Origin of the sequence: Burkholderia sp. 22PA0106 (assembly GCF_047497155.1) — a bacterium.
Lineage (GTDB): Bacteria > Pseudomonadota > Gammaproteobacteria > Burkholderiales > Burkholderiaceae > Burkholderia.
Map to the genome: position 1 here is coordinate 1267621 of NZ_CP163162.1, position 21893 is coordinate 1289513.

Genomic DNA, 21893 nt, shown 5'->3' on the forward strand with positions numbered 1-21893 from the left:
CCGGGCGGCGCGTTTTTCGTTTTTCGGCGTGATTCGCCGATTCGCATTTTTCCCGCTTCTTTTCCGGTTCGCAGTCGCACAGATGAGCACATTTCCTACTCTCGACGCGTGGCTTTCGCATCTCGAATCCGCGCATCCGGTCGGCATCGACATGGGCCTCGACCGTATCAGCCAGGTCAAGGACGCCCTCGGGCTGTCGTTTTCGTGCCCGGTGATCACGGTCGGCGGCACCAACGGCAAGGGTTCGACCTGCGCGTTTCTCGAAACGATCCTGCTCAAGGCGGGCTATCGCGTCGGCTGCCATACGTCGCCCCATCTGATCGCCTTCAACGAGCGCGCGCGAATCGGCGGCGAGAACGTGGCCGACGACGTGCTGCTGCCGCATTTCGAGGCCGTCGAGGCGGCGCGCTTGAGCCTGGCGCAGCCGGTCACGCTCACGTACTTCGAATTCACGACGCTGGTGATCCTGCGCCTGTTCGCCGAAAGCGGGCTCGACGCGGTGATCCTCGAAGTGGGGCTGGGCGGGCGGCTCGACGCGATGAACATCCTCGACGCCGATTGCGCGGTCGTCACCAGCATCGACATCGATCACACCGAATACCTCGGCGATACGCGCGAGAAGATTGCCTTCGAGAAGGCCGGCATCTTCCGCGCCGATACGCCGGCGATCTGCGGCGATCCGTCGCCCCCCCAGACGCTGATCGATCATGCCACCGCGATCGGCGCCGATCTGTGGCTGGTCGGGCGCGATTTCCGTTATGAAGCGCAGGCCGGCAACGAGCGCCAGCAGTGGAGCTATCTGGGCCGCGACAAGCGCTATCCGGCGCTCGCCTATCCGGCGCTGCGCGGCGCGAACCAGCTGATCAACGCCTCGGCCGCGCTGGCCGTGCTTGAATCGCTGCGCTCGCGCCTGCCGGTGTCGGCGCAGGACATCCGTCTCGGTCTGGCGACCGTCGAGCTGGCCGGACGCTTCCAGGTGTTGCCGGGCAAGCCCGCGATCGTGCTCGATGTTGCGCATAATCCGCACGCATCGGCCGTTCTCGCGCAAAACCTCGGCAATATGGGTTTCTTTCCGTACACTTACGCGGTGTTCGGCGCGATGCGCGACAAGGACATCGCGGGCGTGCTCAAGCAGTTGAAGGGCGAAATCGATCACTGGTGCGTGACCGATCTGCCGTTGCCGCGCGCGGCCTCGGCCGCGTCGCTCGAGGCTGCGTTGCGCGAAGCCGGTGTCGAGGAAGGGCCCGACAGCAGCGTCACGCATTACGCAACGCCCGCGGACGCTTTTCGAGATGCCCTGAAACGGGCCTCGGAGAATGATAGAATCGTGGTCTTTGGTAGTTTTTATACGGTAGCGGGTGTGATCGCCTACCGTAAATCGCAGCAACACTGACGGGCAGTTCGGATCAGCCATACATGGGAATCTTCTCGTTCGGCAAAAAGAAAGACGACGACGCGCCGCCCCGGCGCGGGTCAAGGTCCGGCTCCTCACGGGCCGCTCGCGGAGAACGCCCGGAGCGGCGCACGCGTCGCGCGGAGCGTCCTGAATCGGACGCGTTGCTGCTCGATCCGACCCTCCCCGAGAAACAACGCGCGCGCCGGCGTCTCGTCGGTGCGATCGCGCTGGTGGTCGCCGCCGTGATCGTGCTGCCGATGATGCTCGATGCGCATCCGAAGCCGGTCACCAGCGACATCGCGATCGATATCCCGAACAAGCCGGCGAAAGCGGCCCCGGCCCGCGACGACGATCCCGTCGACACGCAGGCCGGCGTCGCGCACGACGCGCCGCCCGGTGCAACCGACGACACCCAGACGGCGCAGGCGCCCGACGTGGCGAGCGCGGGCTCGAAGGCCGCGCCGCCCGCCGCACCGGCCGCAAAACCGCAGCAGCAGGCCGCCGCCAAGCCGGCGCCCGCGGTGAAGCCGCCGGTCGCGCAGGCCAAGCCGCCCGTCGAGCCCCAGTCCCAACCCGATTCCGAGCAGGCCGCGGCAGCCAACGGCGCCTCGCCGTCCTCGCCGGCCGGCGCGCGATTCGCGGTGCAACTGGGTTCGTTTACGAATGAGGCCACGGCCCGCGGCTGGGCTGCCAAGTTGAAATCGGCGGGGGTACCCGCATATGTCGAACGTCGCAAGCAGGCCGACGGCAGCGTCGCTACACTGCTGCGTGCAGGCCCGTTCGCCGATCGCGCGGCGGCATCGGCCGCCATCGCGAAGGTGCGCGATGCGGGCCTGACTCAGTAAGGCGGCGATGTTCACAGTATTCGATTACGCCGTGATGGCGGTGATTCTGCTGTCGGCATTGCGCGGTGCGTGGCGCGGCTTCGTGTCCGAGGTGTTCGGGCTGATTGGCTGGATCGCGGCGTTCATCATCGCGTGCCGCTACGTCGGCGTGGTGCTGCCGTTCATCCCGTCCAACTGGCCGGGCGGCGCGCTGACCCAGTGGGTCATCGCGTTCGGCGGGCTGGTGATCGGCGTGGTGCTGGTGGCGGGCGTGGCGAATGCGCTGCTCTCGCGGCTGGCGCAGGCCACCGGCCTCGGCGGCGTGGACCGCTCGCTCGGGCTGCTGTTCGGGCTGATGCGCGGCGTGCTGCTGGTGTTGGCGTTGGTGGCGGCAGCGGGGCTGACCGATCTGCCGAAACAGGATTTCTGGCGCAACGCGCTGTTGCGTCCCCTCGCCGTGCAAGGCGTGCATGAGCTGAAGCCATACTTGCCCGACGGGCTGGCTGCGTATATCCATATTTGAGTACGCAGCAGCCGAAACCGTTTTTGTATCCTTGAAGGACCATGCCATGTGCGGCATCGTAGGCGTTATCTCTCATTCCCCGGTCAATCAGCTCATCTATGACAGCCTGCTGCTGCTGCAGCATCGCGGTCAGGACGCAGCCGGCATCGTGACCGCGGACGGCAGCAACTTCCATATGTACAAGGCCAATGGCATGGTGCGCGACGTGTTTCGCACGCGCAACATGCGCAGCCTGCCGGGTGCCAGCGGCATCGGCCAGGTGCGTTATCCGACGGCCGGTTCGGCGTCGAGCGAAGCCGAGGCCCAGCCGTTCTACGTCAACGCGCCGTTCGGCATCGTGCTTGCGCACAACGGCAACCTGACGAACATGGGACAGCTTAAGGACGAGATGTTCCGCATCGATCGCCGTCACATCAATACGAATTCGGACAGCGAAGTGCTGCTGAACGTGTTCGCGCACGAGCTGCAACTGGCGACCACCGGCCTCGAACTCGATCCGGCCGCCGTGTTCAAGGCCGTGTCGGGCGTGCACCGCCGCGCGCAAGGCTCGTACGCGATCGTGTCCCAGATCGCCGGCCACGGCATGGTGGCGTTCCGCGACCCGTTCGGCATCCGCCCGCTGTGTATCGGCAAGCTCGAAACCGAGCAGGGCGTCGAGTGGATCGTGGCGTCGGAATCGGTGGCGGTCGAAGGCATCGGCTTCGAACTCGTGCGTGACGTTGCGCCGGGCGAGGCGATCTTCATCAGCAACGACGGCAGCTTCCACAGCCAGCAGTGCGCGGAAAATCCGAGCCTGAACCCGTGCATGTTCGAGTGGGTCTACCTGGCCCGCCCGGATTCCTGCCTCGACGGCGTGCCGGTCTACAACGTGCGCCTGCGCATGGGCGACTACCTCGCCGAGAAGATCAAGCGCGAGCTGAAGGGCGTGCCGATCGACGTCGTGATGCCGATCCCCGACTCGTCGCGGCCGGCTGCGATGCAGGTGGCGAACAAGCTCGGCGTGGAATACCGCGAAGGCTTCTTCAAGAACCGCTACGTCGGCCGCACCTTCATCATGCCGGGCCAGGCCGTACGCAAGAAGTCGGTGCGCCAGAAGCTCAATGCGATGAGCATCGAATTCAAGGACAAGCACGTGCTGATCGTCGACGATTCGATCGTGCGCGGCACCACCTCGCACGAGATCGTGCAGATGGCGCGCGATTCGGGCGCGAAATCGGTGATCTTCGCGTCGGCCGCACCGCCCGTGAAATTCCCGAACGTGTACGGCATCGACATGCCGACCCGCAACGAGCTGGTCGCCCATGGCCGCACCGACGAAGAAGTGGCGAAGATGATCGGCGCCGATTACCTGATCTATCAGGATGTGGATGACCTGCGCCGCGCGGTGCGCGACATCAACCCCGAGATCACCAGCTTCGAGGCGTCGTGCTTCGACGGCAACTACATCACGGGCCACGTCACGCCGGAATATCTCGACTCGCTCGAACGCGCGCGTCTCGCACCGGCTTCGCAGCTGGACCGCGACCAGAACGGCGACGTGGCGCGTTCGCAGATGAACCTGCAACTGTCGGTCGAATGAGGCCCGGGGCGCATCGTTGGAATTCGCGTGTTACGATGTGCCCTGCGTCGATTTGATATCAGCTTGCGGACGTGGGGCGATGCCCCGAAACAGCTAAAGCGGAGGCCGGGTGTGTTATGCCGGCCCGAGTCGAACGCTGTTGACCGCCTATCTGAAGCCCGCCGATGCCGACGCGTCGCGGGCTTTTTCGTTGGCTTTTCGCCAAAAGCGGCGCGCCTGCGGCGCGACGCACATGAAACCGGATGACCGAACCATGGACGACTCCTTTAGCCTCGATACGCTCGCCGTCCGCGCGGGCACCTTGCGCAGCGAATACAACGAACATTCCGAAGCGCTGTTCCTGACCTCCAGCTTCTGCTTCACGAGCGCGCAGGACGCCGCGACGCGCTTCGCGAATTCGGAGGACAACTACACGTATTCGCGCTTCACGAACCCGACCGTCACGATGTTCCAGGACCGCCTCGCGGCGCTGGAAGGTGGCGAGGCGTGCATCGCAACGGCCTCGGGCATGGCGGCCATCATGTCGGTCGTGATGTCGGCGCTGCAGGCGGGCGATCACCTGGTCAGCTCGCGCAGCCTGTTCGGCTCGACGCTCGGCATGTTCTCGCAGATCTTCAGCAAGTTCGGCATCACCACCACGTTCGTCGATCCGACCGATCTGAACGCGTGGCGCGAGGCCGTGCGGCCCGAAACGAAGATGTTCTTCCTCGAAACGCCGTCGAACCCGCTGACCGAAATCGCCGACATCGAGGCGATCGCCGCGATCGCGAAGTCGGTCAAGGCGCTGTTCGTGGTCGACAACTGTTTCTGCAGCCCGGCGTTGCAACAGCCGCTCAAGCTCGGCGCGGACGTGGTGATGCACTCGGCCACCAAGTTCCTCGACGGCCAGGGCCGCGTGCTCGGCGGCGCGCTGGTCGGTTCGAAGGAATTCATCACGGGCAAGGTGTTCCCGTTCGTGCGCAGCGCCGGCCCGACGTTGTCGGCGTTCAACGCGTGGGTGCTGCTCAAGGGCATGGAAACGCTGTCGCTGCGGGTCGACCGCCAGTCGGCCAGCGCGCTCGAAATCGCCCGCTGGCTCGAACAGCATCCGGCCGTCAATCGCGTGTTCTATCCGGGCCTCGAATCGCATCCGCAGTACGCGATCGCCAAGCGCCAGCAGAAGTCGGGCGGGGCGGTGGTGTCGTTCGAACTGAAGGGCGAGTCGCCCGAGGTGCAGCGCGCGAACGCCTGGCGCGTGATCGACAACACCAAGATCGTATCGATCACGGCCAACCTCGGCGACACGCGTACCACCATCACGCACCCGGCCACCACGACGCATTCGCGCATCACGCCGGAAGCGCGGGCCACGGCGGGCATCAGCGAAGGGCTGCTGCGGGTTGCGGTGGGGCTGGAAGGGGTGGATGACCTGCGTAACGATCTGGCGCGCGGGTTGGGGCAGTAAGTCGGCAGGTTGGAATGCAAAGGGCCGGCGTTTGCCGGCCTTTTTGCATATGCTTCACGCGGGAACGTCGGCGGTTGCGATTCAGCCGGCCGCCATGCGTTGCTGGAAGCCTCCGCCCGCCTGGGAGGCCATATCGCTCGGCGACGGGCGAGGCCTGAGCGCATCGACCATCCAGCGCAAGGTCTCGTCGAGCGCCGTCACGGGCAACTCGCCCAGGCAGGTGCGCAACTTTTCACGCGAACCCACCAGCTTTTTCACTTCGTTGCCACGAACGAAGCGTGGATCGATCGTCACGTCGATCACGTAGCCGACCATGCTCGACAGCATCGCGATGACTTCCTTCAGCGAATAGGCGTGTTCCGAGCAGACGTTGAACGTCTGGCCGGCCGGTGCCGCCTCGATCAAGCGCACATAGGCCGCGGCCACATCGCGAACGTCCGAGAAATCCCGGCTCACGTCGAGGTTGCCGAGCGAGATGCGCGGCTCGCGATTCGCGTAATGCGTCACGAGTTTTGGCAGCAGATAGGTGTCGAGCTGGCCGACGCCGGTGTAGTTGAAGGGTCGCGCAATCACGATCGGCAGCTTGTCATACCACTGACGAACCGCGTGTTCCATGGCGAGCTTGCTGACCGCGTAATCGTTTGCGGGCTGAGGCGGCACGCTTTCGTCCAGTGATTCGACATCGGCGTTGCCGTAGACATTGGCGCTGCTCGCAAGCAGCACGCAACGCGGTGCCGCGCCGGCGTCGACCAGTGCCGTCAGCAGATTGCGCGTGCCGACCACATTGACGAGGTAGAGATCGCGCGGATCGTTGTTGGCGACGTGTGCGCACGCGGCCAGATGGATGACGGCGTCCGGCCTTGATTGCTCAACCGCCGAGCGAAGCGAGGCGAGGTCCAGCAGGTCGGCTTCGACGACCCTGCGATGTCCGATCTGCGCGCGCCGTCGCGCCGCGGTGCCGGGGGCGACGGTGCCCCACACCTCGTAGCCGGCGGCTTCGAGGCTTTGCGCGACGTAGCGGCCGGTGAATCCAGTGAGGCCTGTAACGAGCGCGCGGCGAGCGTGCGGCAGATCAGAAGGTTTCATGATGAAGATTCCGCGTGAGATCCGCTTCAACCATCATAGTGCACAGTTGTTCCAGGCTTGTGTGCGGCTGCCAACCGAGTTTTTCCTTTGCCTTGTCCGCGCATCCGATCAGCAGCTCCACTTCGGCGGGCCGATAGAAGCGCGGGTTGATCGCAACGAGCACGTTGCCGGTTGCCATGTCGATGCCCCGTTCGTGCTCGTCCTTGCCGGACCATTCGATCTGGAAGCCGGCCGCGGCAAACGCCATGCGTGCAAAGTCGCGCACTGTTTCGGTGCGGTTGGTGGCGAGCACGAAGGTGTCGGGTTCGTCGGCTTGCAGCATGCGGCGCATGCCGTCGACGTATTCCAATGCGAAGCCCCAATCGCGCTTGGCATCGAGATTGCCGAGTTCGAGCCGCGTGGCCTTGCCGAGCTTGATCTTGGCGACGGTGTCGGTGATCTTCCGTGTGACGAATTCGCGGCCGCGCAGCGGCGATTCGTGATTGAACAGAATGCCGCTCGACGCGAACAGGCCGTACGACTCCCGGTAATTTACCGTCATCCAGTGCGCGTAGAGTTTGGCGACACCGTACGGGCTGCGCGGATAGAACGGCGTCGACTCGATTTGCGGAATCGCCTGCACCTTGCCGAACATTTCCGACGTCGAGGCCTGATAGAAGCGCGTGCGCGGGCTCACCACGCGCAGCGCTTCCAGCAGGTTCAGTGCGCCGATCCCGGTCACGCTGGCCGTGGTCGCCGGTTGGTCGAACGAGACGCCGACGAAGCTTTGCGCGGCGAGATTATAGAGCTCGTCGGGCTGGACGCGTTCGATCAGGCGCAGGCTCGATCCGAGGTCCGTGAGGTCGTGCTCGACCAGCGACAGATTCGGGTGATCGGCCACGCCAAGTTCGGCGATGCGCCAGAAATTGACGGAACTCGTGCGCCGGTAGGTGCCGGTGACCTCGTAGCCGGCGTCGAGCAGGAGTTTCGTCAGATAGGCGCCGTCTTGTCCGGTGATGCCGGTGATGATCGCCTTCTTGCGTGCTGAACTCATAACGGATTCCTGAGGGAGCGAGTGGAGGGCTGGGGCACTGCCGGCACGGATGGCGCTGGGCCACGCGTGAGCCGGCGTTCGAAACCGAACCAGGTGAGCGTCGCGTAGGCGAGCGTGACGGCCAACGCGAGCGCGGCGGTCGGGTAACGGCCGAGATGCCATGGCCAGAGCGCATACAAAACGCTCAGGTGAACGAGATAAATCGTGTAGCTGATGGTGCCGATATAGACGAGCACCGGGTTCGTCAGCACGCGCTGCACGATGCCGCGGCCGCGCAGCGCGATCACCACGATCGAGGTGCAGAGCACCAGCGAGATGCTGTAGAGCGCGGCGTTCGACAGCGGCGTATTGGCGGCGCGGAACCGCGGGTTCGACAGATGCAGCCACGCGAGCAACGCGAGCGCGACGCAGGCGGCCGCCACGGCGAGGCCGGTGTACGGCTCCAGCGCGCGTCGGTCGCGGCGCAGCACGACGGCCAGCAGCGCACCCGCGGCGAGCAGATCCATGCGGAACGGCGTCAGGTAGTAGATCGGCCAGAACGAATCGAACCACGGCGTGGCTACGGCACGCAGCAGCGGCGCCGCAATCACCAGCGCGGCCGCGACCCAGGCCAGCACGCGCTCGGGGCAGAACAGCACCACGAACGGCCAGAAAATATAGAACTGCTCCTCCACCGCGAGCGACCACAGCACGTTCAGGCTTTCATGGCCGATGCCGCCGATCGACAGCCCGATATTGGTCGAGAAGAACGCATACCAAGGCCAGTGCGCGAGCCAGCCCGCGCCGAACAGCAGCGTGGAGACAATCAACAGCAGGACGTACGACGGCAGGATGCGGCGCGCGCGACGCACGTAGAAATGGCGGAACAGCGGCAGGCCGCGCTCCTTGCGGTCGAGCAGGATGCCGGTGATCAGCAGGCCGCTCAACACGAAAAACAGATCGACGCCCATCCAGAGCGGCGCCTTGACCGCGTGTTGCAGGAACACGGCCATCACGGCGATCGCGCGCAAGCCATCGAGCTGAACGATGCGGCTTGTATGGCGGGGCGGTGAAGCGGGTGTGTCGAGCGACATCGTGGCCTGTCAGGGTTATGGCGCGTCGCGCATCATGTCTGGGCGACTACTCCGGGTCAATTGGACGAATCTGAAAGTCAAATTGCGTAGGTCCCAAGGGCGGGCGAATGCAATCTGTAAATCCGGGAATGATCCGTGTGGGATTCTAGGGAAAAGAAATCGATAAAAAATGGCGATATAAAACCGGCTGCCAAGCGGAGCGGTGATGGCGTGCACGGCTTTTAAGGGAGCTATCCCGTGGCTGTTATCGGTACAAGTTACGGCCGATTAAATGCGACATGCCTCGAATTTGCTGAAAGCCTGCGGGTTTTTCATGCGAATTCGAAACCACATGTAACGATGCGCCGCGGAAAAGAATTCGGAATTTCTTGTGATTATTTTCGCTTGTAACCTGCGTCGCACCCTGCCGCCCGGGCCGGTCCGACGTTGCGCCGTATCGTGGTGCATTGCCGCGAACCGCTCGGCCGGATATGGGCCGTCCGTCCATCCGTCCACTCCGGAGAGTTGCATTGCGACGTTCGCTCCTGATCGCCCTTGCCGTCATCGTTCCCGCCGTGTGTCTGCCCGGCCGCACCTCGGCCGAAGCCGTGCTCGACGCCACCACGTCGTGGATCGGCAATACCCATGGCTATGGCGACGGTAGCTGGACGCAGATCGACATCCGCGCGATCGCAGTCACCCCGCAGGGCAAGGTGTATACGAATGCCCCCTGGGACGAGAGCGGCGCCGAGGCCAGCGTTTATCAGGACGGCAAAATGCTCGGCTTCGCCGGCGGCACGCACGGCTGGGGCAATGCGGGCGGCAGCGCGATCGCGGTCAACGACCGCTACGCCTACGTGGCGATCGGCGTCGGCAATGAAAAGGGCCGGCTGGTCAGCCCGGGCGTGTGGCCCGACAAGGGCCGTCAGTGGTGGGGCATCTCGCGCCGCGCGATCGGCGACATGCGCCAGCCCGCGCCGTTTCGTGCCGCGGCGGCCGGCGATGCGCGCGCGAAGATGGCCGCGAGCTTCCTGAAGGTCAACGACACGCCGGTCGATACGCGCGCCGAAGTGGCCGGCCTCGCGGCCTCGGCCAAGCGGCTTTACGCGACCGATCCGCAACACGACAGCGTCGACGTGTACGACGCCGAATCGATGGACAAGCTGTCGACGTTCAGCGCGCACCAACCGGGCCGCATCGCGCTCGATAACGACGGCACGCTGTGGCTCCTGACCGATACGCTCGGCGGCCCGGCCAAGCTCGCGCACGTGCGCCCCGACGGCCGTGCGATCGATGATGCGCCCGCGCTGCCGTCCGGCAGCGACGCGGTCGACGTGGCGGTCGATGCAAAGGGCCGCGTGCTGATCGCCGACAACGGCCCGCGCCAGCAGGTCCTGATCTTCTCGAAGCCGGCGCAGGGCGGCAGCTACGCGATGAGCGGTACGCTCGGCGAGCGCGGCGGCATCTTCTCGGGCGTGGCGGGGCGGCCCGGCCCGCTGCGCTTCAACGGCCTGACGGGCGTGGGCGCCGATCGCGCCGGCAATATCTATGTGGCGATGAACGGCATCGGCCCGAAGCAGGGCACGCTCGGCGCGGGCCTCGGCGCGACGCTCGCCAGCTATGGCGCCGACGACAAGCTGCGCTGGCAGGTGGACGGCCTGCTGTTCGTCGACGGCGCATTCATCGACCCGGCGCGGCCGAACAGCGTCTACACCGGCAACAAGCGCTTCGAGCTCGATTTCTCGAAGCCGGCCGGGCACGAATGGAAATATGTCGGATTCCTGTCCAATCGCTTCAAGTATCCGCAGGACCCGGTGTTCAACACCGATCAATGGCCTGGCCTGCCGACCGCGCGTCAGCTCGATGGCCACACGTTCCTGTATCTGACGGACATGTACGCCGATCACCTGAAGATCTACCGCTTCGACGCCAAGCGCGATGGCGAAACGGCGATTCCGTCGGGCTTCATCGCCGGGCGCGCGCGGCCGGTGGACAAGGTGCCGAACCGGCCCTCGGGCGGCGACTGGATCTGGCGCGACAAGAACGGCAACGGCAGCTTCGACGCCGACGAATTCGCGATCAACACCGACACCAAGGCACGCGCGGGCGGCTGGGGCTGGTGGGTCGACACCAACGGCGACATCTGGCGCGCCAGCGAGACGCGCGGCATCCACCGCTTCCGCTATGGCGGCCTCGACAAGGCCGGCAACCCGATCTATTCGTACGACAAGCTGACCAATTACCCGACGCCCGCGCCGTTTACCGAGCTGCGCCGCGCGATCTACGAGCCGGCCACCGACACGCTCTACGTGACGGGCTACACGGCCGACGCGCAGCCGAAGCCGGGCATCAACAAGGAAGTGGGCCGCGTGCTGGTGCGCTACGACAAATGGTCGAGCGACAAGCCGGTGCAACGCTACCAGGTGGCGTTGCCGTGGGCGCCCGACGCGAAGCCGATCCTGAACCTGATCGGCCTGACCGTGGAGGGGCGCTACCTGTTCGGCGTGGAGCCGGTCGGCATCGTGCACGTGTACGACAAGGAGAATGGCAAGGAGGTCGGCGTGATCAAGCCGGGGCCGGAAGTGGGCCGAGCGTCGGGCTGGGTGGACGTGCCGTTCGGGATCAGCGCGCATCGCCGCGATAACGGCGAGTACCTGATCTTCGTGGAGGAAGACGCACGCGGCAAGGTGATGATGTACCGCTGGACGCCGCGATGATGAATCGACGTGAATCAATGAGGAGAGCGGATCGTCGTATCCGCTCGAAACGCAAGCATGGATAAACGGATGTTGAAGAACGTCGCGGTGAACTTCGTCGGGCTGATCCTGCCGACGTTCGTTTCACTGGTGACGGTGCCGGCCTATATTCACGCGCTGGGCGTCGATCGCTACGGCGTGGTGAGCCTCGTGTGGACGCTGATCGGTTATTTCGGAATCCTCGATCTCGGCATGAGCATGGCCGCGCAGAACCAGATCTCGAAGGCGATCGCCAGCGGCGACCCGGCGCAGTGCGAGCGCGTGTTCTGGAGCGCGACCTGGCTGAACCTGATCACCGGCATCGTGGGCGGGCTGCTGATCTACTTCGGCGCGTTCATCTACACGGCGTATTTCACCAAGGTATCGGGGCAGTTGCAGCACGAGGTGTATCACGCGCTGCCGTGGCTGGCCTGCGCGATTCCGATCGCCAACGTGTCGTGGGTGTTCTCGGGCGCGATCAACGGTGCGGAACGCTTCGGCATCTACAACGCAAACCAGACGTTCGGCACGTTCCTGTTCCAGTTGCTGCCGCTGTTCGCGGCCTGGCTGATCGCGCCGAGCCTGCCGGCCGTGCTGGCCGCCGCCGTGCTGGCGCGGCTGATCGCGGCGTTGCTGCTGTTCCGCGCCAGCCTGCGCGTGCTGAACATCCGGCGCGTCGCGCCGCCGCGCTGGCAAACCGCCAAGGAGCTGTTCACGTTCGGCGGCTGGATGCTGATTGCCAGCACCGCGAGCATGGTGTCCGATTCGCTCGACCGCGTGCTGCTCGGCGCGCATCTGGGCGCGCGCTACGTCACGTATTACACGGTGCCGCAGAACCTCGTCACGCGCCTGAACATGCTGCCGAACGCGGTGGTGCGCACGCTGTTTCCGCGCCTGTCGGCCGTCGATCGCGATCATGCCGATCATCTGGTGCGCCAGTCGCTCGAATTCCTGAACGGCGTGTTCACGCCGATCATGATCGCCGCGATCTTCGCGCTGCAGCCGTTCCTCGAATTGTGGGTCGGCCACGATCTGGCGATGCAGTCGGCGCCGGTCGGGCGAATTCTCGTGATCGGCATCTGGCTGGTCGGGCAGGCCAGCGTGATGCGGATCCTGATCCAGTCGCAACTCAATCCGGCCCGTGCGGGCCTGGCCGGCGTGATCCAGTTGCCGTTCTTCGTCGGCGCGTTGTGGTTCGGCGTCACGCAGTTCGGGCTGATCGGCGCGGCCGTGGTGGTGGTGGCGCGCGCGCTGGTGGATTACGGCGTGCTGCTGGTGCTGGCCTCGGTGCGCCAGCGCGGCATCGTACTCGACATGCTCGCCCACCTGGCGTTCCTGTTCGCGAGCCTCGCGCTGGCCTGGACGGGCCCGACGCTGCTCGAAGCCATCGCGCTCTGCGCACTCGTTGCCGCGCTCAACATCGCGTGGTCACTTCTGACGACGCCCGGCCTGCGCGCACTCGTGCGCGGCGTGATCGGGCGGCTCATTCCGGGGAAAAGCGTATGAAAGGCGAACTCGTAGAACGCACGGCGGCGCCGCTCGCGCGCCAGATCCAGCCGGCCAGCGCGGCGCGCCCGCTCGGCAGGCCCGCCGGCCGCCCGCTGCGGGTGGCGATCATCCACGATTGGCTGGTCACTTATGCGGGCGCCGAGCGTGTGCTCGAGCAGATCATCGCGTGCTTTCCCGACGCCGACCTGTTCAGCCTGGTCGATTTCCTCGACGATCGCAGCTTCCTGCACGGCCGGCCGGTCACGACCTCGTTCATCCAGAAGCTGCCGTTCGCGCGCACCAAGTACCGCAGCTATCTGCCGTTGATGCCGCTGGCGATCGAGCAGCTCGATGTCTCTGCCTACGACCTGGTGATCTCCAGCAGCCACGCGGTGGCCAAGGGCGTGCTGACCGGGCCGGACCAGATCCACGTCAGCTACGTGCATTCGCCGATCCGCTATGCGTGGGATCTGCAACATCAGTACCTCGAACAATCGCAGCTCACGCGCGGCATGAAGTCGATGATGGCGCGGCTGATCCTGCACTACATCCGCAACTGGGATATCCGTACCTCGAATTCGGTGGACGGCTTCATCGCCAATTCGGCGTTCATTGCGCGGCGCATCCGCAAGGTCTATCAGCGCGACGCGGCGGTGGTGTTTCCGCCGGTGGACGTGGACGGCTTTTCGCTGTCGACCGAAAAAGAGGACTTCTACGTAACGGCCTCGCGCATGGTGCCGTACAAGAAGATCGACCTGATCGTGGAGGCCTTCGCGCGCATGCCGGGGCGGCGGCTGGTGGTGATCGGCGATGGCCCGGAAATGAGCAAGGTGCGCGCCAAGGCCGGCCCGAACGTGGAGATTCTCGGCTACCAGCCGTTCTCGGTGCTGCAGGATCACATGCGCCGCGCCAAGGCGTTCGTGTTCGCGGCGGAAGAGGATTTCGGCATCTCGGTGGTCGAGGCGCAGGCCTGCGGCACGCCGGTGATCGCGTTCGGCAAGGGCGGCGCGCTGGAAACGGTGCGCGACGCCGCGTCCGATCCCGCGCCCACCGGGATCTTCTTCGACGAGCAGAAGGTGCCGGCAATCGTGGCCGCGGTGGACGCATTCGAGGCCGATCCCGCGCGCTTCCGGCCCGAGGCCTGCCGCGCGAACGCCGAGCGTTTCGCGACCTCGCATTTCCGCCGCCGGCTGGTCGAGCAGATCGAGAGCCTGCTGCCGAACGCGCAGGCGCGCGCCCGCGCCGGTGCACGCGAGGCCGGCACGGTGGCGGCCAGCCAGGTGCGCGCGCTGGTGCTCGACCAGAGCGGCGTGCTCGGCGGCGCGGAGTTGTCGCTGTTCGAATTCGTGACGCACTGGCGCGGCACCGCGAGCGTGCTGCTGTTCGACGAAGGCCCGTTTCGCGATGCGCTCGACGAGGCCGGCGTCGATGTCAGCGTGATGAAGTCGCGCGGCATGGATCGCGTGAAAAAGAAGGGCGGCGCATCGCTGCGCGCGGTGGGCGGGCTGCTGTCGCTGGTGCGCGAGGTGGTGCGTCGCGCGCGCGACGTCGACGTGATCTACGCCAACACGCAGCGGGCGATGGTGGTGGGCGCGCTGGCCGGGCGGATCGCGCGCAAGCCGGTGGTCTGGCATCTGCGCGACATCGTCAGCCACGAGCATTTCGGTTCGAAGCAACTGTTCGCGATCCGCCATTGCGCGCGGCTCGGCGTGACGCGCGTGATCGCCAATTCGAACGCGTCGGCGCAGGCGTATCTGGCGCTGACGGGCGGCGAGGAGGAAGCGGTCGACGTGGTGTTCAACGGCATCGACGCCGCGCCGTTCGTGGCGCTCGAAGCCACGCCGCAAGCCGCCCTGCGGGCACGGCTCGGCCTGCCCGAAACGGCGTGGATCGTCGGCTCGTTCAGCCGCCTCGCGCGCTGGAAGGGCCAGCACCTGCTGCTCGACGCGGCCGTGCGCGACCCGGATCTGCACGTGGTGCTGGTCGGCGCACCGCTGTTCGGCGAGGACGAATACGCGGCCGAGCTGCAGGATCTCGTCGCGCAGCGCGGGCTCGGCGATCGCGTCACGTTCGCCGGCTTCCAGCGCGACATCGCGGCCTGGATGAAGGCCGTCGACGTGGTGGCGCACACCTCGATCACGCCGGAGCCGTTCGGGCGCGTGATCGTCGAGGGGATGCTGGCGCGGCGGCCGGTGGTGGCGGCGCGGGCGGGCGGCGTGGTCGAGATCGTCGACGACGGCGTGAACGGCCTGCTCTGCGAGCCGGGCGACGCGGTGTCGCTGTCGGAGGCGCTCGGCGCGCTGCGCTACGACCACGAGCGCCGCGAGCGGCTCGTGGCGAACGGCTTCGAAACGGCCGTGCGCCGCTTCGGCACGAGCGGTTATGTGGAGGCGGTCGAGCGGATTCTGGTCGAGGTGGCGTGCAAGAAGCGCTGACACGGGGCAGAAGGCAGGACGCGAATCGAAAGCGCGTTGCGCGGCATGCAGGAGCCGCGCAACGCGCTTTTTTACGTGCAGGCCCATCCACGATCCACGCAAAAAGCGGCCGGACGTTTCCGCCCGGCCGCTGCATGCCCGCTCAACTCACGCGGTTCAGACCGTCGCTGCCGGCGCCGCCGTGCGCGCCGGCTTGGCCGACGGCTTGAAGCTGGCCGCCCAGCGCATGGCGGGCCGTTCCACGACCTGGTAGACCACCCACGCCACCGGAATCGCGGCCGCCATGAACGCGAACGACGGCCAGATCGAGGTCTGCAACTGCGAACGGAACAGCACCGAGCCGAGGCAGACGAACAGCGGCAAATGCACGAGATAGAGCGAATAGCTGAAATCGCCGAGCCACGCGAAGCCGCGCACGGCGAGATTGGCCGGCGCGGGCCGCGCGATCGCCGCATGCAGGTAGCAGGCAAAGCCGATCGACCAGAGCTGGAACGCGCCGTATTGCCCGAAATGGAACACCACGCAGCCCAGCGCGATGCCGGCCGCGCCCGCCAGATACCAGAGGCGCGAGGGCGCGGTGCCGGCCGTGCGGCGCGCGCGCAGGTCGGCGATCAGCGCGCCGAGCGTCCATGACAGCCAATACGACGTGAAGATCTGCACGTCGTGACGCTCGAACAGCCAGGCCGACGCCAGATTGACGAGCGCCACCGCCACCACCAGCGGCGCGATGCCGATCCGCTTGCGCAGCGCGAACCACAGCGGATACACCGCATAGAACTGCACCTCGAGCGACAGCGTCCAGAGCGCGCCGTTCGAGCCGTAGGTTTGCCCGGCAATGCCCTGCAGCGACAGCAGGTTGACCGCGAACGCCGTCCAGCCGATCTCGCGGATCTTGTGACTGACCGGCGCGAACTGCAGGCTGATCAGGTCGAGCGCCAGCGTGATCAGCAGCGCGGCCAGCAGCACGGGATAGATGCGGGCGAAGCGCCGCGCCCAGAAGTTCGGCGTATCGAGCCGGTAGTCGGGCGACGCGGCCTGCTTGAGCGCGATGTTGCGATGGATGCAGTAGCCGCTGATCACGAAGAACACCGGCACGCCGGCCGAGCCCCACGCGAACGGAAACGTCAGATAGGCGAGCAGCGTGCCCGGATCGTGCAGCTTGGGATGGCCGTGATGGAAGGCCTGCATGCCGATCCATACAACCTGCCGGCAATGGAAATAGGCCACGAGCAACGCCGCGAAGCCGCGCAGCGCGTCGATCAGGGCGTCCTTGTTGTCGGGGGCGGCGGGGCGCGCGAGCGTCGGCGCGCTGAGAGCGTTCATGCGTCGGATTCCTCGGCCTGAGAGTGGATCGGAAGCCCGCCGCGAGCGAAGGCTCGCAGCGGGCGCGCGTTCATCCTAAGGCGTGAGAAATCGAACATTGAAATAAAAAAACACCCACGAAATTGCAACAAGACGTTTCGACAGGCGTGCTATTCCGGGTTGCGAAATCGGCCCAATTATTTCTCGATTTTTTTTTGATAGTTTGGCTTCGGGTCGAATCAGACGAGGAATGCATCATGGATATGAATTGGATCGCCAGCGGCGCCGTATTACTCGTGATGGTCGTGTTGTCGGCCTATCGCGATGCACTGAAGAACGAACCGATCAGCCGTTTCGGACTCGAGGGCGACGCGCTCGTCGAGGAGTTCGACTGATCGCCGAGGTTCGCCGGGGCCGCTCTGGTGGCGCATCCCGGCGCGCCGACGCACACGCCGTATCAACGGGCCGCGCCGCCGTCGCGGCCCGCAATTTATCCGGGATTTCATCACCATGCTCAAAGTCAAAAAGGCCGTGTTTCCCGTTGCCGGACTCGGCACGCGCTTTTTACCGGCGACCAAGGCCAGTCCTAAGGAAATGTTGCCGGTCGTCGATAAACCGCTGATTCAATATGCGGTGGAGGAGGCGATTAATGCCGGTATTACCGAAATGATTTTCGTGACCGGGCGCAGCAAGCGCGCGATCGAGGATCACTTCGACAAATCGTATGAGATCGAGGCCGAACTCGAAGCGCGCGGCAAGGACAAGCTGCTCGAACTCGTGCGCGGCATCAAGCCGAGCAACGTCGATTGCTATTACGTGCGCCAGCCCGAGGCGCTCGGCCTCGGCCATGCCGTGCTGTGCGCCGAGAAGCTGGTGCACGGCGAGCCGTTCGCCGTGATCCTCGCCGACGATTTGCTGCACGGCGAACAGCCCGTGCTCAAGCAGCTCGTCGACGTGTTCAACCACTATCACAGCTCGGTGATCGGCGTCGAAACCGTCGCGCGCGAGGACACCCGTTCGTACGGGATCGTCGAGGGCCGCGAGTGGGAAGAAGACGTGATCAAGCTGTCGGGCATCGTCGAGAAGCCGGCGCCGGAAGACGCGCCGTCGAACCTCGGCGTGGTCGGCCGCTATGTGTTCATGCCGAGCATCTTCGATCATCTGCGCCGGATCAAGCCGGGCGCGGGCGGCGAGCTGCAACTGACCGATGCGGTGCAGTCGCTGCTGGCCGACGAGCAGGTGCTGGCGTATCGCTACTTCGGTACGCGTTTCGATTGCGGCAGCAAGATCGGTTACCTGAAGGCGACCGTCGAGCTGGCGCTCCAGCATCCGGAAGTCAGCCGCGAATTCGAGGCCTACCTGCGCACCTGTCTGGCCGTGCTGGCCCAGGCCGCCTGACGGGCCGCACTTACTGTTTCTTCACGTCCATGTGGTGTGGTTGTTGCATTCGCCCCGGCTTCGCGCCGGGGCTTTTTTGTGGGTGCTGTTCGGGAAGGCATTGCCGGGCAGTGGGCGCAAGCCGCCGATCGCGGTGGCGTGAAGGACGCGGCTTGCCGACAGGGCCTGCGATGTCGGCAGCGACGATGCGTGGTGGTACGGCATGCAGGCGGTGCGAGCAGGCCGGTGCGCCTGCAATGCGCCCGGCATGGCGCTACGACACCGCCCTCGCCAGTCGCTTCGCACACCGCATCATTGACCGCGCACGGCCGTCGCCGGAAACGCGCGCTGCAGCCCGCGCTTGACCGGCTCGCGATAGCCGAGCAGCCGCCGCTCGAAATACCGCCACGACAGATGCGCGAGGCCCACCGCCACGGCGAACTGCAGCACGACCGGCAATGCGTCGTTCACCGCCGGCGGAAAATCCAGCCGCGCGTCGAGCGCCGGCCACACGCCGAAGTGCGACGGAATCAGGTTGTGGAACAGGTAGAAGCCGTAGCTGATCGTGCCGAGGTAGGCGAGCGGCGTCCATTCGAGCCCGCCGACCATCGGATGATCGGGCAGCGCCACCACGCACAGCAGCAGTGCGCCGAGTGCGGCGCCGAGGCCGACGTCGGCGAGCCCGTCGTCGATGCCCGACAGCGGCGGCGCCCATACCGGCAGCGTGACGAGCAGCGCCACGGCGGCCGTCGCGAGCCACGGCAGCCAATGCGCGAGCGGCGCACGCATGATGCGCAGGCCGGCCAGGCCGCCGGCCCGGTTCGCGGCGATCCCGCCGAGGCCGCCCAGCGCGATCAACGAGAAATTCCAAGGCGAGAACGCATAGATCAGCACCTGCGACGCGTTCGCGTCGTACAGCAGCAGATGGCCGGCCGCACCCAGCGCGACGGCCACCGCGCAACACGCCAGATGGCGCGAGGCGCGCGTCGTCAGCAGCACGACCGGCGCGGCCAGATAGAACTGCTGCTCGACGGCCAGGCTCCAGAAATGCGAGGTGCTGCCCGGCCAGCCCTGTTTGACGACGCCGATCCAGAAGTTCGACAGAAACACCGCATGCCACGCGAGGCCGAGATCGACGCCGCGCTGGTACACCGTGGCGTGCGCGATCGCGAGCGCGGCGAGCAGCAGGTAATAGACGGGGTAGATGCGCAATGCGCGCTTGGCGAGGAACAGGCTCAACGCGTAGCGGCGGGTGGAGGTGCCGTGTTCGACGGCGAGCCGCGCGCGGTGCAGCTCGCCGATGATCAGGTAGCCGCTGATCAGGAAAAACAGCCACACGCCGAGCTGCCCGACATCGATCGCGTCGACGTGGGCCTTGTGAGACAGGAAAACCAGAATGACGGCGACGGCGCGCAGGCCGTCCAGACCTCTCACGGTTTTGAGGTTGCGCATGCGAATGTCCGGGCGGAAAACGTCCTCAGTATAGGGATGCAAATATCGAACATAATTCGACGCGCCCGGCTTGCGTTTTGGCGCATCCAGCGCGCGTGGCAGGGCATCGCGCCGGCACAAGACAACAAAACCTGCCGAAAACCCGTGAATTACGCATAAAAGTGCTGCACGAAGCGTCACGCCGCTTGTAGAATCCGGCCTTGGAGCATGCACATTGCGTGCTTCGTATCCAACGACCACACCAGGTAGGAGAAAAATGGCGACTTCCGCAAAAAAGGTGGCTACCAAGGCTGCCGCACCGGCGAAGAAAGTGACGGCAAAGAAGGCAGCCGCGCCGGCTAAGAAAGTAGTGGCGAAGAAGGCAGTCGCGAAGGCGCCTGCCGCTCCGACGCCGATCAAGGACAGCTTCACCAAGGCTTCGCTGGCTACGCACCTCGCCGAAAAGGCTGAAGTCGAGCTGAAGACGGTCAAGGCCGTGCTGGCCCAGCTCGAAAACGTGATTCTCGGCTCGATCCACAAGAAGGGTCTGGGCGAATTCACGCTGCCGGGCCTGCTGAAGATCTCGGCAACGGCAGTCGCAGCGAAGAAGAAGCGCTTCGGCAAGGACCCGTTCACGGGTGAAGAGCGCTGGTTCCCGGCCAAGCCGGCAAGCGTGCGCGTCAAGGCACGTGCGCTGAAGAAGCTGAAGGACGCCGCAGCGTAAGCGAAGCGTCGAGCAGGACGGGGAATTGCCGAGAGGCCCAGCTACACGGTGCCATCGACGCAGCCCAAAAAGATCCCCGCGTGCGGCAAGCGCGCGGGGATTTTTTTATGCGCGCGCGGCGCGAGCGAAGGCAGTGGACGAGCGAGCGCAGCGGCGCAAAACGCGCGGGCGAAAAAAAACCAGCCGTCGGCGAAGCCTCGGGCTGGTTTGATCGCTCCGGCAACGCACGGCACCCGAAGGCGCCGCCGTATTGCCGTGAAGCGGGTATGGCTTAGAACTTGTGGCGCAGACCCAGGGCGACGATCTCTTGCGAGCTCGTGCCGGCCAGGCCGTACGAACCGATCGAAGCTTGTGCCGTTTGCGTCGTGCCGTTGGCCAGACGTTGCGTGCCGCTTGCGTGTTGGTACGCGCCGACCAGGTAGATGTCGGTGCGCTTCGACAGCGAGTAGTCCGCGCCCAGCGAGGCTTGGTGGTACTTGGCTTCCGTGTCGCCGCTTGCCTTCGTGTACGAGTAGCCGAGGCCCAGCAGGATAGCCGGCGTTGCCTGGTACGTGGCGAATGCGCGGCCCGTGTTGAACTTCTCGGTCGATGCGAACGACGAGAAGCTGTCACGCTTGTATTGTGCGTTGGAGTAGCCGAGGCCGACCGTGAACGGGCCGAATGCGTATTGGCCTGCAACCTGGCCGATACCGATCGACTTCGCGTTCGTGTAGCCGCTGTTGATCGGGCCGTCGAAGATCGCGTCCGACGAACCGCCCCAGTTTGCGCCACGTGCCGTGCCGTACAGGTTCGAAGCCTGGTAGTAGCCGCCGGCGATGCCGATCGGGCCATTGTTGTAGGCCACGGCTGCCGACCACGTTTGACCCGAACCGTTCGAGCCTGCCACGCCGCCCAGGGCGTAGAAGCCTTCGAATTGCAGGCCGGCGTACACCGGCGACGTGTACTTGATGGCGTTGTTCACGCGCAGGCTGTTGTCGTTGTTGTCGACGTCGCCCGGCGTTGCGAACACGCTGCCGAAGTAGTTGTCTGCCGTCACGGCCTGGACCATGTCGACCAGCGGGTCGTATTGGCGGCCCAGCGTCACGGTGCCGAACTGGTCGCTTTGCAGGCCGACGAATGCCTGACGGCCGAACATCTTGCCGCCTTGGCCCAGCGTGCCGTTGTTGGAGTTAAAGCCGTTTTCCAACTGGAACACTGCCTTCAGGCCACCGCCCAGATCTTCCGCGCCCTTCAGGCCCCAGCGGCTGCCCTGAATGTTGCCGCTGTTCATCTGCCAGCCGTTGTTGCCCGTACCGTTATTGCCGTGCGAATACAGGATTGCCGTGTCGATCACGCCGTACAGCGTCACGCTCGATTGAGCATGGGCTGCGCCGGCAGCGCCGAGGAGTGCCAACGAGAGGGTAGACAGAGCGAGTTTTTTCATAGGTAGTTTTCTCCACGCAAAGTGATTCGTTATTTGTTGCG

At 65.5% G+C, this 21893-nt stretch carries 17 protein-coding genes; 11 read left to right on the forward strand and 6 right to left on the reverse strand.

Features of this window, described 5'->3' with window-relative positions; translation table 11 throughout:
- The first annotated feature begins 82 nt into the window (after positions 1 to 82).
- The 5 genes from folC to AB4850_RS05565 all read left to right on the forward strand — a co-directional run bounded on the left by folC (position 83) and on the right by AB4850_RS05565 (position 5766).
- Positions 83 to 1393 (forward strand): bifunctional tetrahydrofolate synthase/dihydrofolate synthase, encoded by a 1311-nt coding sequence (gene folC / locus AB4850_RS05545; RefSeq protein WP_414441599.1) that lies wholly within the window; start codon positions 83 to 85, stop codon positions 1391 to 1393.
- A gap of 23 nt (positions 1394 to 1416) precedes the next feature.
- Entirely contained in the window at positions 1417 to 2241 is an 825-nt protein-coding gene (locus AB4850_RS05550) for an SPOR domain-containing protein (protein ID WP_414441600.1), read from the forward strand.
- 7 nt (positions 2242 to 2248) lie between these two features.
- On the forward strand, positions 2249 to 2743 hold the full coding sequence (locus tag AB4850_RS05555) for a CvpA family protein (RefSeq protein ID WP_414441601.1): 495 nt from the start codon (positions 2249 to 2251) through the stop codon (positions 2741 to 2743).
- A gap of 46 nt (positions 2744 to 2789) precedes the next feature.
- The gene (gene purF, locus AB4850_RS05560) at positions 2790 to 4322 is read left to right on the forward strand and encodes an amidophosphoribosyltransferase (RefSeq protein WP_414441602.1); all 1533 of its coding nucleotides are present in this window, start codon (positions 2790 to 2792) and stop codon (positions 4320 to 4322) included.
- Between the two features lie 253 nt (positions 4323 to 4575).
- Complete coding sequence (locus AB4850_RS05565) at positions 4576 to 5766, forward strand: O-succinylhomoserine sulfhydrylase (RefSeq protein WP_414441603.1); 1191 nt, start codon at positions 4576 to 4578, stop codon at positions 5764 to 5766.
- A gap of 81 nt (positions 5767 to 5847) precedes the next feature.
- Here AB4850_RS05565 and AB4850_RS05570 read toward each other — a convergent pair whose 3' ends face one another.
- From AB4850_RS05570 to AB4850_RS05580, 3 genes are read right to left on the reverse strand one after another with little or no spacing between them, the layout of a single operon-like run.
- On the reverse strand, positions 5848 to 6852 hold the full coding sequence (locus AB4850_RS05570; RefSeq protein WP_414441604.1) for an NAD-dependent epimerase/dehydratase family protein: 1005 nt from the start codon (positions 6850 to 6852) through the stop codon (positions 5848 to 5850).
- A complete protein-coding gene (gene gmd, locus AB4850_RS05575; RefSeq protein ID WP_414441605.1) occupies positions 6839 to 7885 on the reverse strand; it encodes a GDP-mannose 4,6-dehydratase in 1047 nt (348 codons plus the stop codon). Before gmd ends, AB4850_RS05570 begins: the two co-directional genes overlap by 14 nt.
- Positions 7882 to 8958, reverse strand: coding sequence for an acyltransferase family protein (locus AB4850_RS05580; RefSeq protein WP_414441606.1), 1077 nt, complete (start codon positions 8956 to 8958; stop codon positions 7882 to 7884). Before AB4850_RS05580 ends, gmd begins: the two co-directional genes overlap by 4 nt.
- Positions 8959 to 9467: 509 nt before the next feature.
- Between AB4850_RS05580 and AB4850_RS05585 the strand changes: the two genes are divergently transcribed.
- The 3 genes from AB4850_RS05585 to AB4850_RS05595 are packed head-to-tail and all read left to right on the forward strand — an operon-like array spanning position 9468 to position 15595.
- The gene (locus tag AB4850_RS05585) at positions 9468 to 11654 is read left to right on the forward strand and encodes a hypothetical protein (RefSeq protein WP_414441607.1); all 2187 of its coding nucleotides are present in this window, start codon (positions 9468 to 9470) and stop codon (positions 11652 to 11654) included.
- 57 nt (positions 11655 to 11711) lie between these two features.
- The gene (locus AB4850_RS05590) at positions 11712 to 13178 is read left to right on the forward strand and encodes an oligosaccharide flippase family protein (protein ID WP_414441608.1); all 1467 of its coding nucleotides are present in this window, start codon (positions 11712 to 11714) and stop codon (positions 13176 to 13178) included.
- On the forward strand, positions 13175 to 15595 hold the full coding sequence (locus AB4850_RS05595) for a glycosyltransferase family 4 protein (RefSeq protein ID WP_414441609.1): 2421 nt from the start codon (positions 13175 to 13177) through the stop codon (positions 15593 to 15595). The genes AB4850_RS05590 and AB4850_RS05595 overlap by 4 nt, the downstream gene beginning before the upstream one ends.
- A 156-nt stretch (positions 15596 to 15751) precedes the next feature.
- Here the strand turns inward: AB4850_RS05595 and AB4850_RS05600 are convergent, their stop codons facing one another.
- Positions 15752 to 16918, reverse strand: coding sequence for an acyltransferase family protein (locus AB4850_RS05600; RefSeq protein ID WP_414441610.1), 1167 nt, complete (start codon positions 16916 to 16918; stop codon positions 15752 to 15754).
- Between the two features lie 236 nt (positions 16919 to 17154).
- On the opposite strand from AB4850_RS05600, the gene AB4850_RS05605 reads away from it, so the two are divergent.
- On the forward strand, positions 17155 to 17292 hold the full coding sequence (locus AB4850_RS05605) for a hypothetical protein (protein WP_414441611.1): 138 nt from the start codon (positions 17155 to 17157) through the stop codon (positions 17290 to 17292).
- A 115-nt stretch (positions 17293 to 17407) separates the two neighbouring features.
- Positions 17408 to 18295 (forward strand): UTP--glucose-1-phosphate uridylyltransferase GalU, encoded by an 888-nt coding sequence (galU, locus tag AB4850_RS05610; RefSeq protein WP_414441612.1) that lies wholly within the window; start codon positions 17408 to 17410, stop codon positions 18293 to 18295.
- A gap of 291 nt (positions 18296 to 18586) precedes the next feature.
- Here the strand turns inward: galU and AB4850_RS05615 are convergent, their stop codons facing one another.
- Positions 18587 to 19726, reverse strand: coding sequence for an acyltransferase family protein (locus AB4850_RS05615; RefSeq protein ID WP_414441613.1), 1140 nt, complete (start codon positions 19724 to 19726; stop codon positions 18587 to 18589).
- Between the two features lie 256 nt (positions 19727 to 19982).
- Here AB4850_RS05615 and AB4850_RS05620 point away from each other — a divergent pair, with 256 nt between their 5' ends.
- Positions 19983 to 20429 (forward strand): HU family DNA-binding protein, encoded by a 447-nt coding sequence (locus AB4850_RS05620; RefSeq protein ID WP_414441614.1) that lies wholly within the window; start codon positions 19983 to 19985, stop codon positions 20427 to 20429.
- A 271-nt stretch (positions 20430 to 20700) separates the two neighbouring features.
- Here the strand turns inward: AB4850_RS05620 and AB4850_RS05625 are convergent, their stop codons facing one another.
- Positions 20701 to 21852 carry a porin gene (locus AB4850_RS05625; protein ID WP_414441615.1) on the reverse strand — a complete coding sequence of 384 codons (1152 nt, stop codon included), beginning with the start codon at positions 21850 to 21852 and terminating at the stop codon, positions 20701 to 20703.
- Positions 21853 to 21893 lie beyond the last annotated feature (41 nt).